This window comes from Pantoea sp. FN0305, from assembly GCF_050113845.1.
Lineage (GTDB): Bacteria > Pseudomonadota > Gammaproteobacteria > Enterobacterales > Enterobacteriaceae > Mixta > Mixta alhagi.
The window spans coordinates 134,460-150,987 of the sequence record NZ_JBNJSN010000008.1 but is presented as its reverse complement, the minus strand read 5'-3'; the positions used below and the strand labels follow the sequence as shown (position 1 = coordinate 150,987).

At 54.5% G+C, this 16,528-nt stretch carries 14 protein-coding genes; 9 read left to right on the top strand and 5 right to left on the bottom strand.

The window, feature by feature from the left end; all coding sequences use genetic code 11:
• Positions 1-4: 4 nt before the first annotated feature.
• Together aceE and pdhR are read right to left on the bottom strand one after the other, a co-directional pair.
• Positions 5-2,668: a pyruvate dehydrogenase (acetyl-transferring), homodimeric type gene (gene aceE / locus ACQE3Y_RS16395; protein WP_426974488.1), complete on the bottom strand. Its 2,664-nt coding sequence runs from the start codon at positions 2,666-2,668 to the stop codon at positions 5-7.
• A gap of 175 nt (positions 2,669-2,843) precedes the next feature.
• The gene (gene pdhR / locus ACQE3Y_RS16390; protein ID WP_085067981.1) at positions 2,844-3,608 is read right to left on the bottom strand and encodes a pyruvate dehydrogenase complex transcriptional repressor PdhR; all 765 of its coding nucleotides are present in this window, start codon (positions 3,606-3,608) and stop codon (positions 2,844-2,846) included.
• A gap of 537 nt (positions 3,609-4,145) precedes the next feature.
• Here pdhR and aroP point away from each other — a divergent pair.
• The 3 genes from aroP (at position 4,146) to ACQE3Y_RS16375 (ending at position 8,053) form a co-directional block, all read left to right on the top strand.
• The gene (gene aroP / locus ACQE3Y_RS16385) at positions 4,146-5,501 is read left to right on the top strand and encodes an aromatic amino acid transporter AroP (RefSeq protein WP_426974487.1); all 1,356 of its coding nucleotides are present in this window, start codon (positions 4,146-4,148) and stop codon (positions 5,499-5,501) included.
• Between the two features lie 165 nt (positions 5,502-5,666).
• The gene (locus tag ACQE3Y_RS16380) at positions 5,667-7,082 is read left to right on the top strand and encodes a glycoside-pentoside-hexuronide (GPH):cation symporter (protein ID WP_426974557.1); all 1,416 of its coding nucleotides are present in this window, start codon (positions 5,667-5,669) and stop codon (positions 7,080-7,082) included.
• Positions 7,079-8,053, top strand: a complete 975-nt coding sequence (locus tag ACQE3Y_RS16375) for a glycoside hydrolase family 43 protein (RefSeq protein WP_426982090.1) — start codon at positions 7,079-7,081, stop codon at positions 8,051-8,053. The genes ACQE3Y_RS16380 and ACQE3Y_RS16375 overlap by 4 nt, the downstream gene beginning before the upstream one ends.
• Here ACQE3Y_RS16375 and ampE read toward each other — a convergent pair.
• Both ampE and ampD read right to left on the bottom strand, forming a co-directional pair.
• The gene (gene ampE, locus ACQE3Y_RS16370) at positions 8,024-8,878 is read right to left on the bottom strand and encodes a beta-lactamase regulator AmpE (RefSeq protein WP_426982089.1); all 855 of its coding nucleotides are present in this window, start codon (positions 8,876-8,878) and stop codon (positions 8,024-8,026) included. The two genes, ACQE3Y_RS16375 and ampE, sit on opposite strands and share 30 nt — an antisense overlap.
• Positions 8,875-9,450 (bottom strand): 1,6-anhydro-N-acetylmuramyl-L-alanine amidase AmpD, encoded by a 576-nt coding sequence (ampD, locus tag ACQE3Y_RS16365; protein WP_426974484.1) that lies wholly within the window; start codon positions 9,448-9,450, stop codon positions 8,875-8,877. Before ampD ends, ampE begins: the two co-directional genes overlap by 4 nt.
• A 346-nt stretch (positions 9,451-9,796) precedes the next feature.
• On the opposite strand from ampD, the gene nadC reads away from it, so the two are divergent.
• The 4 genes from nadC to hofC all read left to right on the top strand — a co-directional run bounded on the left by nadC (position 9,797) and on the right by hofC (position 13,889).
• Positions 9,797-10,687 carry a carboxylating nicotinate-nucleotide diphosphorylase gene (nadC, locus tag ACQE3Y_RS16360; RefSeq protein WP_426982088.1) on the top strand — a complete coding sequence of 297 codons (891 nt, stop codon included), beginning with the start codon at positions 9,797-9,799 and terminating at the stop codon, positions 10,685-10,687.
• A gap of 193 nt (positions 10,688-10,880) precedes the next feature.
• Positions 10,881-11,321, top strand: coding sequence for a prepilin peptidase-dependent pilin (gene ppdD / locus ACQE3Y_RS16355; protein WP_426974482.1), 441 nt, complete (start codon positions 10,881-10,883; stop codon positions 11,319-11,321).
• Complete coding sequence (gene gspE / locus ACQE3Y_RS16350) at positions 11,321-12,697, top strand: type II secretion system protein GspE (protein ID WP_426982132.1); 1,377 nt, start codon at positions 11,321-11,323, stop codon at positions 12,695-12,697. The genes ppdD and gspE overlap by 1 nt, the downstream gene beginning before the upstream one ends.
• Positions 12,690-13,889 (top strand): protein transport protein HofC, encoded by a 1,200-nt coding sequence (gene hofC / locus ACQE3Y_RS16345; protein ID WP_426982087.1) that lies wholly within the window; start codon positions 12,690-12,692, stop codon positions 13,887-13,889. The genes gspE and hofC overlap by 8 nt, the downstream gene beginning before the upstream one ends.
• Here hofC and ACQE3Y_RS16340 read toward each other — a convergent pair.
• On the bottom strand, positions 13,886-14,926 hold the full coding sequence (locus tag ACQE3Y_RS16340; protein WP_426974480.1) for a GMP reductase: 1,041 nt from the start codon (positions 14,924-14,926) through the stop codon (positions 13,886-13,888). The two genes, hofC and ACQE3Y_RS16340, sit on opposite strands and share 4 nt — an antisense overlap.
• A gap of 240 nt (positions 14,927-15,166) precedes the next feature.
• Between ACQE3Y_RS16340 and coaE the strand changes: the two genes are divergently transcribed.
• Together coaE and zapD are read left to right on the top strand one after the other, a co-directional pair.
• Complete coding sequence (gene coaE, locus ACQE3Y_RS16335) at positions 15,167-15,778, top strand: dephospho-CoA kinase (protein ID WP_250651837.1); 612 nt, start codon at positions 15,167-15,169, stop codon at positions 15,776-15,778.
• Between the two features lie 4 nt (positions 15,779-15,782).
• On the top strand, positions 15,783-16,526 hold the full coding sequence (gene zapD / locus ACQE3Y_RS16330; protein WP_426982086.1) for a cell division protein ZapD: 744 nt from the start codon (positions 15,783-15,785) through the stop codon (positions 16,524-16,526).
• The last annotated feature ends 2 nt before the right edge of the window (positions 16,527-16,528 follow it).

The following is a 16,528-nucleotide window of genomic DNA, read 5'->3' as shown; positions in this document are numbered from 1 at the left end:
CCTCTTATGCCAGACGCGGGTTGACTTTATCTGCATCGATATTGAATTTGGTAATGGCGTCTGCCACTACTTTCTTATCGATTTCGCCGCGTTTAGCCAGTTCACCCAGCGCTGCTACTACCACATAGGATGCGTCCACTTCAAAGTGGTGACGCAGGTTTTCACGGCTGTCAGAACGGCCAAAGCCGTCGGTGCCCAGTACGCGATAATCGCTGGCCGGGATATAGCTGCGAACCTGTTCCGCAAACAGTTTCATGTAGTCGGTAGACGCAACGGCCGGTGCATCGTTCATCACCTGAGCGATATACGGCACGCGCGCTTGTTCTGTAGGATGCAGCATGTTCCAGCGTTCACAATCCTGGCCGTCGCGTGCCAGTTCAGTGAAGGAAGTCACACTGTAAACGTCAGAGCCGATACCGTAATCTTTCGCCAGGATCTCTGCCGCTTCGCGTACGTGACGCAGGATAGCGCCGGAGCCCAGCAGCTGTACTTTACCTTTGCTGCCTTCCAGGGTTTCCAGCTTGTAGATACCCTTACGGATACCCTCTTCTACGCCCTGCGGCATTGCCGGCATGCGGTAGTTTTCGTTCAGCGTGGTGATGTAGTAGTAAATATTTTCCTGCGCTTCGCCATACATACGCGTCAGGCCGTCCTGCATGATCACCGCGACCTCATAGGCATAAGCCGGATCGTAGGAGATACAGTTCGGGATCGTCAGCGCCTGAATGTGGCTGTGACCATCTTCATGCTGCAGACCTTCGCCGTTCAGGGTAGTACGACCGGAGGTACCGCCGATAAGGAAGCCACGCGCCTGTTGGTCGCCCGCCGCCCAGCAGAGATCGCCGATACGCTGGAAGCCGAACATTGAGTAGTAGATGTAGAACGGAATCATCGGCAGGTTGTTGGTGCTGTAAGAGGTCGCAGCAGCCAGCCAGGACGCGCCTGCACCCAGCTCGTTGATCCCTTCCTGCAGAATCTGGCCTTTCTCATCTTCTTTATAATAAGCAACCTGCTCACGGTCCTGCGGCGTGTACTGCTGGCCGTTCGGGCTGTAAATACCGATCTGACGGAACAGGCCTTCCATACCAAAGGTACGTGCTTCATCAGCGATGATCGGCACCAGACGATCTTTGATCGACTTGTTCTTCAGCATCACGTTCAGCGCACGCACAAAGGCGATGGTGGTAGAGATTTCTTTGTTCTGCTCTTCCAGCAGCGGCGCGAAATCTTCCAGCGACGGCAGCTCAAGCTTCTCGGTGAAGTTTGGCTGACGGCTTGGCAGATAACCACCCAGCTTCTGACGCTGGCCGTGCAGATAGGTGTACTCTTCAGAACCTTCTTCGAAGGTCACATACGGCAGCGTTTCCAGGTTTTCATCGGTTACCGGAACATTGAAGCGATCGCGAACGTAGCGCACGCCTTCCATGTTCATTTTCTTCACCTGGTGAGCGATGTTTTTACCTTCAGCGGTGTCGCCCATACCATAGCCTTTAATGGTATGTGCCAGGATTACCACCGGCTTGCCCTTGGTCTCCTGCGCTTTTTTAAATGCCGCATAGATTTTCTTCGGATCGTGACCGCCACGGTTCAGAGCGAAAATCTCGTCGTCGGACATATCTTTCACCAGCGCAGCGGTTTCCGGATATTTACCGAAGAAGTGCTCACGCACATAGGCGCCGTTGCGGGATTTAAAGGTCTGATAGTCGCCGTCAACGGTTTCGTTCATCAGCTGGATCAGCTTGCCGCTGGTATCTTTACGCAGCAGTTCGTCCCAACGGCTGCCCCAGATCACCTTGATCACTTCCCAGCCGGCGCCGCCAAAGATGCCTTCCAGTTCGTTGATGATCTTGCCGTTGCCGGTTACCGGACCATCCAGACGCTGCAGGTTACAGTTGATAACGAAAACCAGGTTATCCAGCTTCTCGCGGGTGGCGATAGTGATCGCGCCTTTAGATTCCGGCTCATCCATTTCGCCATCGCCAAGGAAAGCGTAAACGGTCTGACCAGAGGTATCTTTCAGACCACGATGCTCCAGATATTTCAGGAACTTCGCCTGATAGATCGCCGACAGCGGACCCAGACCCATAGAAACGGTCGGGAACTGCCAGAAGTCCGGCATCAGCTTAGGATGCGGATAGGAAGAGAGACCTTTGCCATGCACTTCCTGACGGAAGTTGTTCATCTGCTCTTCGGTCAGACGACCTTCAAGGAAGGCGCGTGAATAAACGCCCGGAGAGATGTGGCCCTGGAAATACACCAGATCGCCGCCGTCTTTATCGTTGCGCGCGCGGAAGAAATGGTTGAAACACACTTCATAAATGGTCGCCGATGACTGGAAAGATGAGAGGTGACCGCCCAGCTCCAGATCTTTTTTCGACGCACGCAGTACCGCCATCATGGCGTTCCAGCGAATTGCGGAACGGATACGACGCTCCAGAGAGGTATTGCCCGGATAGTCCGGCTCTTCTTCAACGGCGATAGAGTTAACATAGTTGCTGACAGCAGAGCCTGCAGCGACATTCACGCCGCCTTTACGCGCTTCACTCAGAACCTGATCGATCAGGAACTGCGCACGCTCAACACCTTCTTCACGGATGACCGATTCGATCGCCTGTAGCCAGTCGCGGGTTTCGATCGGATCCACGTCATTATGTAAACGTTCTGACATGGGGGTATTCCTTATCTGTGTCTAATTCGTTGAATTGTCTGGAGCCTGTCTCCCTGCATTCTGATTCAGTCCAAAATGCAAGGAGACAGGCCCGTCGTTAGTTGCCGCGTATCCCTTTTGTTTTACAGGTTGATGAGCTAACCCTGCAAAATATGTGGTTATATCAGTTTACGCGTTATTCCTTACGTTGCTGTAAACGACGCAGGGAGCGTTCACGACGCGTCTGCTCCCGACTTCTGTCCAGCAATATCTCCTCGATAAACGCCAGATGGCGGTGTGAAGCCTCGCGCGCCTTTTCCGGCTCGCGGGCGACAATCGCCTCAAAAATACTGGCGCGATGACTGCTTACCTGCGCCAGCATTTCCCGGCGTGAGTAGAGCAATTCAAAGTTTTGACGAACGTTTTTTTCCAGCATCGGGCCCATTGAGCGTAGCAAATGCAGCAGCACCACATTATGCGCCGCCTCTGTTACGGCAATCTGATACTGCATAACCGCATCGGCTTCGGCATCCAGATCGCCGCTCTGTTGGGTATGCTGGATAGCCAGATGGCAATCGCGTATGCGCTGCAAATCTTCTTCGGTTCCCCGCAGCGCAGCGTAATAAGCCGCGATACCTTCCAGCGCATGACGGGTTTCCAGCAGGTCGAACTGAGATTCGGGGTGATCGGCGAGTAACGCCACCAGAGGATCGCTTAGGCTTTGCCAAAGATTCTTCTGAACAAAGGTGCCACCGCCCTGTCGACGCAGCAGAAGCCCTTTTGCCTCCAGACGCTGTATCGCTTCACGCAAAGAGGGGCGAGAAACGTCAAACTGCTTAGCCAGCTCCCGCTCAGGGAGAAGCTTTTCACCCGGACGCAGCGTTCCCTCCATGATCAGGGACTCAAGCTGTTGCTCAATTGCATCCGAGAGCTTTGGTTGGCGAATCTTACTGTAGGCCATTGTCCCTTCTTCTGCCAGGCACCGAAGTCAATTGGTAATACCAATTGCAAAAAAGTGAAGCTAAAGTAACAAAGTATTCACCTTCTGTCTATATGGCATCTGCCAGAAGCAGGGTGAAGGTCACGTCCTTAAATGGACGAAAACAGTAACGAAAATGCGTTATTTCCGGTGGGATGCTAAATATCGCCGCTGATTTTTACCAAACCTTACACAGATTTAGATCCGAATCTCATTTTATGTCATAAGCGAAAGCTATTCGTCTTTATTCGAATTAAATGGCACAAAAAAGAAATTCTGGCGTGACGGCAGCAACGTTTTTTATGGCGCGCTGCGTACCGGCAGAGAAAGCAGGTGCATTCGGGCGCGCTTAACATTATTCTTGGCGTCGGGGTAGCATCGCAGGCAATTTGCACTAACCCAAACTGTAAAATAAACAATACAAAAAGCGTAACGGTATAAATACAAGCGTACCGTCTGTCTGCGGGCATTACAGCGCCAACTCTTCAGGGAAGGCGAAGAACTAACACGAGGGTTTTTATGGAACAACAGCAGGGCGATACGCTGAAGCGCGGATTAAAAAACCGTCATATTCAGCTGATTGCATTGGGCGGTGCCGTGGGTACTGGCCTGTTTCTGGGAATCGGGCAAACCATTCAGATGGCCGGGCCATCGGTCTTATTAGGCTATGCCATCGGCGGTTTTATCGCGTTTCTGATTATGCGTCAGCTGGGCGAAATGGTGGTGGAAGAGCCGGTTGCCGGATCCTTTAGCCACTTCGCCTATAAATACTGGGGCAACTTTGCAGGCTTCGCTTCTGGCTGGAACTATTGGGTGCTGTATGTGCTGGTTGCAATGGCTGAACTCACGGCTGTCGGCAAGTACATTCAGGTCTGGTGGCCTGACTTTCCCTCGTGGGCCACTGCCGCTGTGTTCTTCGTTCTGATAAACGCCATCAACATGACCAACGTAAAAGTTTACGGTGAGATGGAGTTTTGGTTCGCCATTATTAAAGTTGTCGCGGTTGTTGGCATGATCCTGTTTGGCGGCTGGCTGCTGCTGAGCGGTCAGGGCGGCCCGCAGGCTTCGGTCAGCAACATCTGGGCGCAGGGCGGCTTTTTCCCGCACGGCATTAGCGGGCTGGTTATGGCGATGGCGGTGATTATGTTCTCGTTCGGCGGTCTGGAGCTGGTCGGCATTACCGCCGCTGAAGCGGATGATCCGTCGAAAAGCATTCCGCGTGCCACTAACCAGGTGATCTACCGCATCCTTATTTTCTATATCGGTTCGCTGGCGGTGCTGCTGTCGCTCTATCCGTGGGTCAAGGTGGTTGGCGAAAGCAGTCCGTTCGTGATGATTTTTCACGACCTTGGTGAAACGCTGGTGGCCAACGTGTTGAACGTGGTGTTTCTGACGGCGGCGCTCTCGGTCTATAACAGCTGCGTCTACAGCAACAGCCGTATGCTTTATGGCCTGGCGAAACAGGGCAGCGGCCCGCAGGCGCTGCTGAAGGTCGACCGTCGCGGCGTTCCTTATGTTGCGCTGGGCGTATCGGCGCTGGCTACGGCGATTTGCGTACTGATTAACTATTTGATGCCGGGCGAAGCCTTCGGCCTGCTGATGGCGCTGGTGGTTTCTGCTCTGGTGATTAACTGGGCGATGATCAGTCTGGCGCATCTGAAATTCCGTAGAGCGAAAGATCGTCAGGGCGTGCAGACCCGTTTCCGCGCCATTCTCTATCCGGCCGGTAACTGGATCTGTTTGGTGTTTCTGGCCGCGATTCTGGTGATTATGCTGATGACGCCGGGCATGGCGATCTCCGTCTGGCTTATTCCGGTCTGGCTGGTAGTGTTGGCGATGGGTTACGCCATCAAAAACCGATCGCAGCGAAGCTGATAATTTACCGGGCGCATAAGCGCCCGGTTTTGTTTGCGCCAATAGTTACGCTCTTCACACTTTTCTCTTCGCAGTTATTTTGTCCATCTTGATGACCAACCTGTATTAGTGCCCGCAATCGTTAAGCCGTAATAATCATTCCAGTGCTCACAGGAGAATAAAATGATGAAAGGCTCTGCGCTTCCTTTTAGAGAAAAGCTGGGTTACGGCATGGGCGACGCTGGCTGTAATATGATTGGCGGCGCCATTATGCTGTTCCTTAGCTACTTCTATACCGATGTCTTTGGCCTGTCGCCTGCGCTGGTCGGCGTGTTACTGCTTTCCGTACGCGTATTGGATGCGGTAACCGATCCTCTGATGGGCGCGATCGCCGATCGCACCCAAAGCCGCTGGGGCCGCTTTCGTCCCTGGCTGCTGTGGGTATCAGTTCCGTATGTAGTATTTAGCGTACTGATGTTTACCACGCCGGACTGGAGTTATGAATACAAGGTGGTCTACGCCTTTGTCACCTACTTCCTGATGTCGCTGGCCTACACGGCAATTAATATTCCCTACTGCTCGCTGGGCGGCGTCATTACTAACGATCCCCATGAACGCGTTTCCTGCCAGTCTTACCGGTTTGTAATGGTTGGCATCGCGACGCTAATCTTGTCGCTTACCCTGTTACCGATGACCGAGTGGTTCGGCGGCGGCGATCGGGCGCGGGGCTATCAGATGGCGATGGGCGTAATGGCCATTATCGGACTGCTGATGTTCCTTTACTGCTTCGCTACCGTGCGCGAGCGTATTCGCCCTGCTGTGCCGAGCAATGACGACCTGAAAAACGACCTGCGCGATGTCTGGAAAAACGACCAGTGGGTGCGAATTTTGCTGTTGACCTTTTGTAACGTATGTCCGGGCTTTATTCGCATGGCGGCCACCATGTATTACGTGACCTGGGTGATGGGTCAATCCACCCACTTCGCTACGCTGTTTATCAGTCTTGGCGTGGTTGGCATGATGATCGGCAGCACGCTGGCGAAGGTCATGACCGACCGCTGGTGTAAGCTGAAAGTCTTTTTCTGGACCAACATCGCGCTGGCTATTTTTTCCTGCGGCTTTTATTTCCTTAATCCACAGGCCACGGTGCTGGTTACCCTGATGTATTTTCTGCTCAATATCCTGCACCAAATTCCCTCTCCGCTGCACTGGTCGCTGATGGCGGATGTAGATGACTATGGCGAATGGAAAACCGGCAAGCGTATTACCGGCATCAGCTTCTCCGGGAATCTCTTCTTCCTGAAGGTCGGTCTGGCGGTAGCCGGGGCGATGGTAGGTTTCCTGCTCTCATTTTATGGCTATGATGCGGGCGCTAAGCAGCAGGGCAGCAGCGCGCTGAACGGTATTGTGTTGCTGTTCACCGTGATCCCCGGCATCGGTTATTTGATTACCGCAGGCGTGGTTCGCCTGTTAAAAGTCGATCGTCATTTAATGCAAACCATTCAGCAGGATCTGGCGAAACGGCGTGAAAACTATCGTGAGCTGAGCGCGCTGCGCGAAGGCAATGCTTTTGATATTAAACCAGAAGGAACGGCATCATGACTCAGTGGCCCAACCCGTTAATTGAACAACGCGCGGACCCCTTTATTTTACGCTACGAGGATCGCTACTACTTTATCGCCTCCGTTCCTGAATACGATCGCCTTGAGCTACGCTGCGCCGACACCCTCGTCGATCTTGCCGCAGCGCAGCCGGTGGTAGTGTGGCGTAAGCCTGATGTCGGTCCGATGAGCGCATTAATCTGGGCACCGGAGATGCATCATATCGATGGGCAATGGGTGATCTACTTCGCCGCAGCACCAACGCGCGAGATTAAAGAAGGTCTGTTTCAGCATCGGATGTACGCCCTGACCTGTGATGATGCCGATCCGTTAAACGGCAACTGGCAGGAGCGTGGTCGTATCCGCACTCCTATCGACAGCTTCTCGCTGGATGCCACCACCTTTCATCATCAGGGCAAACAGTGGTATTTGTGGGCGCAAAAGGATCCGGCAATCCCGGGTAACTCAAACCTTTATCTGGCAGAGCTGGAGAATCCCTGGACGCTAAAAGGCAAGCCGGTGATGCTCAGCCGTCCTGAATATGAATGGGAATGTGCCGGCTTTAGCGTCAACGAAGGGCCAGCGGTAATTCGTCACGGCAACCGACTGTTTGTGAGCTATTCAGCCAGCGCAACGGATGAAAATTACTGCCTGGGGCTGCTGTGGATCGATGTGGATGACGACCCAATGCAACCAGCCAACTGGAACAAATCAGCCCGACCGGTCTTTTCCACCAGCTGGGAAAACCAGCAGTATGGACCGGGCCACAACAGCTTTACCGTAGATGAGGCGGGTAACGATCTGCTGGTCTATCACGCACGCAACTATACGGAAATTGAAGGCGATCCGCTGTGGGATCCGAACCGCCATACGCGCATTAAAGATATTCGCTGGGATGCTAACGGCATGCCTGACTTCGGCGTGCCGCCAGCCGATACGCTGCTAAACCAGCGTGCCGTAAATAGTCAGTAACGCGACTACGACCACGATCACCAGCGAGACCTTTTTGGCCAGCGCCACGGCTATCCGTGGCGTTTCCACGCTGTCCCACCGCTCGTCGCGCTCCAGCGAATACTGCGCCAGATGCGTTAACACCTGATACTGCGGGCGACGTAGGTCGCTCAGCACAGCAAACCAGGCCGGCAGCGCCCGCTCGCCATGTCCCAGCAGTGCATAAGCCGCACCAGCCAGCCGAACCGGTATCCAGTCGACCCAGTGCAGAATACGGTCGATCCCGGAGCGGGCACGCTCAAGCGGCGTATGGTGCTTTGCCAGCCAGCTCTGCCATGCACGCAGAAAAGCGTAACCCACCAGCAGCACCGGCCCGTAAGCACCGCCAACTACAAACCAGAACAGCGGCGCCAGATAAAAACGGTAATTGATCCACAGCAGCGCGTTTTGCAGCTCCTTCAACGTTTCCTGCTGGTTGCACTCCACCGGCATGCCGTGAATCAGCGTCAGCTCTTCCGCCATCGCGCTACAGGCATTGGCATCGCCATGACTGGCCGCCTTCAGATAAGCATGGTAATGCAGCCGCACCGAGCCCGCACCGATACACAGTATGCCAATCAGGATCCAGAACAGCAGTTGTACCATGCCAAAAAACAGTCCGCGCAGCGACAGAATCACCACCAAAACCACCAGCATCACCACCAGCGTCATGGCAATGGTTCGCCAGAGTGAAAAGTGACGGCGTTGACGGAAAAAAGGCTCCAGTCGATGGTCAAGCTGCCAGTGTTCGCCCATTTTAAACAGGCGCTCCCAACCTAAAACCAGTAACAAGGAAAAAAGCGTCATGCATTCCGCTCCGGTAAATGTAAGCTGGCGGCTTCCGGCAAGCCGCGCAGAAAGCGAGCCCAGTCAAATGCCGGGCCAGGATCGGTTTTACGCGCCGGTGCAATATCACTGTGCCCGGTAATTTGCGCAGGTGTAATCGGATAATGCTGCATCAGCAGATGCGTCAGGGCCTGTAAAGCCTGATACTGCGCGTCGCTGTAGGCCAGCGTATCGGTGCCTTCGAGTTCAATGCCAATCGAGAAATCATTGCAGTTATCGCGGCCCTGCCAGCAGGAGATACCTGCATGCCAGGCGCGCTTATCGAAAGGAACATACTGCACGATTTCCCCATCGCGTCGAATCAGGCAGTGGGCCGCCACGCGCAGATGCGCAATATTGGCAAACCAGGGATGTGCCTCAGGGTCGAGCGTGCCGGTAAACAAAGCATCAATCCACGGGCCGCCAAACTCGCCGGGCGGCAGGCTGATGTTATGCACCACCAGCAGGCTGGGAGCCTCTCCCTGCGGGCGAATATTGAAATGCGGCGACGGCACATGGCGAACGCCCATTAGCCAGCCATCTTTTAACTCCATGCCTGGGTCTCCTGTTCGTTTTTTTCCACAGCCTAACATGAATTTGTCACTCTCTTTACATTCCTTGTGCCACTGTTAAAAACAGGTCTCCAGCGCCGGTAGGGAGACATCAGTTAACAGGTGCCGTCCGGTAACCGACAGGCCTTTTGTGGGCAGGTTAAAGAGAACATTTACCGTTTCCTTTGCAACCAATTTATTCACCAATACCCTGGCGATAACAAAAGCGCCACCATAAAAACCTTTGTAGCAAAAAAGTTTAGTGCACTAAACTTTTTCACGCTCTACTGGTGCCAGCCAGCCGTCCAGGCTACATTAAGCCCACACTAAAAACCATGACGGGAACCCTATGACACAGCGACGTTATAATCCAGAGAGCCGACGGGCGGCGCTGCTTTCACGTATCGAAGATGACATTCCAGGTAGCGTAGAGCAAGCATTACGCGAAGATCTCGGCGGCGAAATTAATGCAGATAATGATATTACCGCCAGTCTGCTGCCTGCCGATAAACAGGCACAGGCCACCGTTATCACGCGGGAAGCCGGTGTTTTCTGTGGTAAACGCTGGGTAGAAGAAGTGTTTATTCAGTTGGGCAATCAGGCGCAGCTAACCTGGCATGTTGCTGACGGTGACACCATTGAGCCGGAACAAAAACTTTTTGACGTTGCCGGTCCGGCGCGCCTGTTGCTTACCGCTGAGCGTACCGCGCTTAATTTCGTACAAACGCTTTCCGGCACCGCCAGCGAAGTAAAGCGCTATGTCACGCTGCTGGAAGGCACACAAACCCGGCTGTTGGATACGCGCAAAACCCTGCCAGGCCTGCGTACTGCCCTGAAGTATGCGGTTTTATGCGGCGGCGGCGAGAACCATCGCCTGGGCTTATCCGACGCCTTTCTGATCAAAGAGAACCATATTATCGCCAGCGGCTCGATTCGCCAGGCGGTTGAAAAAGCGCTCTGGCTTCACCCGGATGTGCCGGTTGAGGTAGAAGTGGAAACGCTGGATGAGCTGGCGCAGGCGTTGGCCGCCGGGGCCGATATTGTGATGCTGGATAATTTTACCGTTGAGCAAATGCGCGAAGCGGTAAATATCAACCAGCGCCGCGCGCTGCTGGAGGTTTCCGGCAATGTTACCGACCAGACGTTACGCCTGTTTGCAGAAACCGGCGTTGATTATATTTCGGTTGGCGCCCTGACCAAACATGTCCGCGCGCTGGACCTTTCAATGCGTTTTCATTAATTCCGCCTGTGGCGCCAGGTTTGCGCGCCACCTTCCCTCAGCCAGATATGCGATCCCGCTTCCAGCCTGCGAGCCATCCAGAGTAACAAACTCATCTTTTTTCCAGTCCTGCTTCCTGTTTGTTTATCCCGTTCTCGCCTCGCCTTGCTCTGTAAATTAACGTCTGCCGGGTTATCAACATGGAGGGTTACATATGCAACAACAAGGTTTTACGCTAATTGAGCTGATGATTGTTATTGGGATCGTCGCCATACTCAGCGCTATCGGCATGCCGGCTTACCAGAGCTATCTGCAAAAGGCAGCCCTTACCGATATGCTGCAAACCATGCTGCCTTATAAAACGGCGGTTGAGCTTTGCGCCGTTGAGCATGGCGCAACGTCTGGCTGTAGCGCGGGCAGCAATGGCGTTCCCACCGCGAAGGGCTCGCGCTATGTCTCTGCGGTAAGTGTGGCATCTGGCACCATTAAGCTGACCGGACAGGAGAGCCTGAATGGCCTGACCGTAACGCTGACGCCGCAGTGGCAAAGCAATGAGGGCCAGATGAACTGGCAACGCAGCTGTGACAGCAGTAACGGCAGCCTGAAAGATAACTGTCGCGCTGTTTTCCGCTTTGATGATATTGAGAATCCATGATGAGAGAGCCAGAAAGCAATCTGCGCGAGCTATGTCGTCAATATCAGGCGGTGCTGCTCAATGAAGACGAGAAAACCATTACCGTTGCGCTGGCTGGAGTGCCCTCTGCCGAGATGCTGGAAGCGCTGCATTTCACCAGCCAGCGGCGCGTGCAAACCGAACGCTGGCCGCAGGCGCGACTGGAGCAATATCTTCAGTCAGAGGGCGACAACGCAGAAAAAGCGCAGGAGCCGATTACGCCGCTGGTCAATCATCTCCTGTTGCAGGCTTTTCAACGCCGCGCGTCAGATATTCATATTGAACCCTGTGCTACAGGTATGCGGGTTCGGCTGCGTATTGATGGAGTGCTGCAGCCGCTGCAAAACATTAGCGAAACCCAGCAGGCGGCGCTGATCGCTCGCCTTAAAATTCTTGGCAACCTTGATATCGCCGAACGACGACTGCCGCAGGATGGACAATTTACCCTGCAGCTGCAGGGCTTACAGGCAGCTTTTCGGCTTTCAACCCTGCCCGTGCGTACAGGAGAAAAAGCGGTGATCCGCCTGCTGCAAAGCGAAGCGCAGGATCTGGCGCTGGACAAGCTGGGTATGCCGCCAGATGCCCTTGCCCATTTTCGCCACGCGCTGGCCCAGCCGCAGGGCTTGATTCTGGTTACCGGCCCTACCGGCAGCGGCAAAACCTTTACGCTCTACAGCGGGTTGCACGCGCTGAATCAGCCGGGAAGAAACGTGTGCAGCGTTGAGGATCCGGTGGAGATTCCCCTGCCGGGCGTTAACCAGACGCAAATTAACCCGCGTGCCGGACTCGATTTTCAATGCGTATTGCGCGCCCTGCTGCGCCAGGATCCTGATGTTATTATGCTGGGTGAAATCCGTGATGCGGAAAGCGCCGGGATTGCGGTTAAGGCGGCGCAAACCGGTCATCTGGTGCTATCCACGTTGCACACTAACTCCACGACAGAAACGCTGACCCGACTGGGGCAAATGGGCATTCCAGGCTATCTGCTGGCCTCAGCGCTGCGCCTGGTCATTGCGCAGCGTCTGGTGCGCCGTCTTTGCCCGCACTGCCGCGCTCCGGCAGAAACCCTCCACGATTTGCCTGAGCAGAACAGGACTGGCCCACTGCAGACCTGGCAGGCGGTGGGCTGCGATCACTGCTTCTCTGGCTATTATGGCCGGCTGGCGCTGTTTGAAATGCTTCCCATAAACAGTGAGTTACAAACGGCTATTGCCGGAAACGCCAGTAGCGAAGCCTTAAGCCTGCTGGCTCAGCGACAACAGCTTAACAGTCTGTTTATTGAAGGGCTGAATGCAGTCAATCGGGGAGAGACCTCACTGGCGGAGGTTTATCGGGTAATAGGTGTCGGCCATGGCTAACTGTCGTCTCTGGCACTGGCAGGCGATGAATCAGCAAGGCGAAATCGTTGCGGGAAGCTGGCTGCTGTCGGAAGAGCAGCAAATTATGGCCATTATGGCGCAGCAGCATCTCCTGCCGCTTTCCTGTAAACGCGGCAGATATTACCGCTCAAGAGACTGGAAAACGCCGCAAAAAATCGCGTTGATGCATCAGTTGGCAACGCTGTTAAAAGCGGGCTTAACGCTTTCCGTGGGGCTGCATCTGTTAAGCGAAGGCGAGACACATGCTGGCTGGCGCGCCCTGCTGCTGGCGTTGCAGGAAGAAGTAGCGCAGGGAACACCTTTTTCTGCCGCGCTGGCAAAGTGGCCGATGATCTTCCCGCCGCTCTATGCGGCCCTGATGCAGGTTGGCGAGCTGACTGGTCAGCTGGATCGCTGCTGTTTACAGTTGGCGAGCCAACAGGAGCGGCAGTTGCGCTTACATAAAAAGGTCGTGACCGCATTGCGTTATCCAGGATTTATTTTACTGGTTGCCCTGACGGTGGCGCTTGGCATGCTGTTACTGGTGCTGCCGGAGTTCGTGGCTATTTATCGTGCGTTTAATGCGCCGCTGCCCGCGTTTACCGCCGCCGTGCTGGCTCTCTCCGCCGCGCTGCAACGGCTGTTTGTTCCACTGGCGCTCGCTATAGCGTGCCTGTTTGCCGCATGGCGCTATCTGCGTCAACATCGGCCCGGCTGGCAACGTCGTGAACAACGCTGCCTGTTGCGTACGCCTCTGCTGGCAACCTTGTGGCGCGGTAGCCTGCTTAGTCAGATCTTTACTACCCTCACTTTAACGCAGCAGGCAGGGCTGCCCTTGCTGCAAGGGCTTCAGGCGGTTGAAGATACCCTCACGCCGTTACTGTGGCGCGAAGCAATGCAGCAGCTACAGAGAAAGATTGCTGACGGTACCCAGCTACATCAGGCGATTGCGGATAGCACGCTTTTTACGCCGCTTTGTCGTCAACTGATAAAGGTAGGTGAGGAAGCCGGGGCGCTGGATAACCTGCTGGCACGCCTGGCGCAGTGGCATGAAAACCAGACGCATGAACTGGCGGATACGCTGGCAGCGACGCTGGAACCGGTAATGATGATCATTACCGGTTCCATTGTCGGAACGCTGGTGGTTGCAATGTACCTGCCCATCTTTAACCTGGGCGAGGTGATTGGTTAGCGGTTAAAAACGCGGTTTTCCTGCTCCGCTACGCGAATAAAAGTCGTGCGCTTCGTCAGCTCTTTTAGCCGCTCCGCGCCCACGTAAGTACAAGCGGAACGCAGGCCGCCCAGAATATCGCGCGCCGTTGCCTCTACCGGGCCGCGCAACGGGAGCTTAACCGTCTTGCCTTCGGCCGCGCGATACTCCGCTACGCCGCCAACGTGGCGCTTCATAGCGGATTCAGAACTCATGCCATAAAACAGCATGAATTTTTCACCGTTTTCTTCCACTACGCGCCCTTCGCATTCATCATGCGCGGCCAGCATGCCGCCGAGCATCACGAAATCTGCGCCGCCGCCGAAAGCTTTCGCCACATCGCCCGGCACTGAACAGCCGCCATCGCTGACAATTTGCCCGCCCAGACCATGAGCGGCATCGGCACATTCAATCACCGCCGACAGCTGCGGATATCCTACGCCGGTTTTTACCCGCGTGGTGCACACCGAGCCGGGGCCAATCCCTACTTTCACGATATCCGCACCCGAGAGAATCAGCTCTTCGACCATTTCACCGGTCACCACATTACCAGCGCAGATGGTTTTATCCGGGCAGGCTTCGCGTGCGCGCTGCAGGAATTGTACGAAATGTTCAGAATAGCCGTTGGCCACATCGATACAGATAAATTTGAGTGCGGGAGAAAGCGCCAGTATCGCCTGCAGTTTAGTGAAGTCCGCATCCGAGGTTCCGGTGGATACCATGACATGCTGCAGTACCTGTTCAGGCACGCGTTGAACAAAGGCACGCCACTCATCAACGCTGTAGTGTTTATGCACCGCAGTCAGGATATCAAAGCTGGCCAGCACTTCCGCCATGCGAAAGGTGCCCACGGTATCCATATTGGCGGCAATGATGGGAATACCAGACCAGGCGATGCCGGAGTGTTTAAAAGTAAACTCACGGCTCAGCTCCACCTGCGAGCGGCTTTTCAGAGTAGAACGCTTGGGACGAATCAGCACATCTTTAAAACCAAGCTTTAGATCTTCTTCAATACGCATAACATCATTCCTGGGTTTTTGGCGACGATCTGACGATCGGGTGCTGCTGCCAGCTCCAGTGACGTTATCATACGCGCTAAAAACGCGCGTACAAGACTGCGAAAATGGCTTTAATTACGCTACAATCCCGTAAATTTACCTGAAGATAGTTAATGTGATCGCCACGGCAAAATTTATAGCTGTCGCTAGCGGTTAATCGCAGGCAACCAGGTGTTTACAGGCGAAGCAGGAACTGAACAGATGTCTTATACAGTCGCGCTGACCGGTGGAATCGGCAGTGGAAAAAGTACCGTTGCTGCCGCCTTTGCCGGGCATGGCGTGGAAATTATTGATGCGGACATTATTGCCCGTCAGGTAGTAGAACCAGGCCAGCCCGCATTGCAGGAAATTGCGACGCGCTTTGGTCCAACGATTCTCCATGCGGACGGTACGCTAAATCGCGCCGCGCTGCGTCAGACTATCTTTAACTCCCCGGCTGAGAAAGCCTGGTTAAATCAGTTATTACATCCACTGATCCATGCCGAGACGCGCCGACAGCTGGCGGCAGTCCGCTCGCCCTGGTGCTTATGGGTGGTGCCGCTGCTGGTGGAAAACCGGTTGGAAAAACTGGCCGATCGGGTACTGGTGGTTGACGTTGAGCCTGAGGTTCAGATTCAACGAACCATGGCCCGCGACCAGATCACGCGCGAACAGGCTGAAAAAATCATTGCAGCCCAGGCCACGCGTGCGGCGCGGCTGGCCGTAGCGGATGACATCATTGAAAACAGCGGGCAACCTCACGAAGTGTTGCCGCTGGTCGCCGAACTGAATCAGCGCTATCTGGCGCTGGCCGGAGCGATAAAACAGGATTAACAGCATGAGCAAAATCGTTCTTTTTGAACACCCGTTAAATGAGAAAATGCGTACCTGGCTAAGAATTGAGTTTTTGCTCCAGCAGCTGCAGGCCAGTATCAATATCACCAGTCACCTTACCGCTCTGACATTTTTCCGCAACATCAGTGAGCTGTTGGATGTTTTTGAACGTGGAGAGCTGCGTACCGAGATCCTTAAAGAGCTGGAGCGCCAGCAACAAAAACTGCTGGCCTGGAGCGATGTCCCGGGCGTGGATATCCAGCGTGTAGAAGCGCTGCGTCAGCAGCTAAAATCATGCGCCAGCGAGCTAATGGCTGCGCCGCGTATTGGTCAGGCCTTACGAGAAGATCGCCTTATTGCGCTGGTGCGTCAGCGTTTAAGCATTCCCGGCGGCTGCTGCAGTTTTGATTTGCCAACGCTCCATGTCTGGCTGCATCTTGATCAGTCGTTGCGGGATACGCAGGTCGCCAGCTGGATGGAAACGTTGGATCCGCTACGCCAGGCATTGTTTATGATTCTGGAGCTGATCCGCCAGTCCGGCGTTTTCCGCCATCAGACCAGCCTGAACGGCTTTTATCAGGATAACGCTGAAGGTGCCGATTTGCTGCGCCTGCAGCTACCGCTGGAAGTCAGTCTGTACCCGCAGGTTTCGGGCCATAAAACCCGTTATGCGATTCGTTTTTTACCGCTCGACAGCGAACGTGGCGAAATTCCGGCACGTCTCGATTTCGAGTTGGCCTGTTGTTAGAG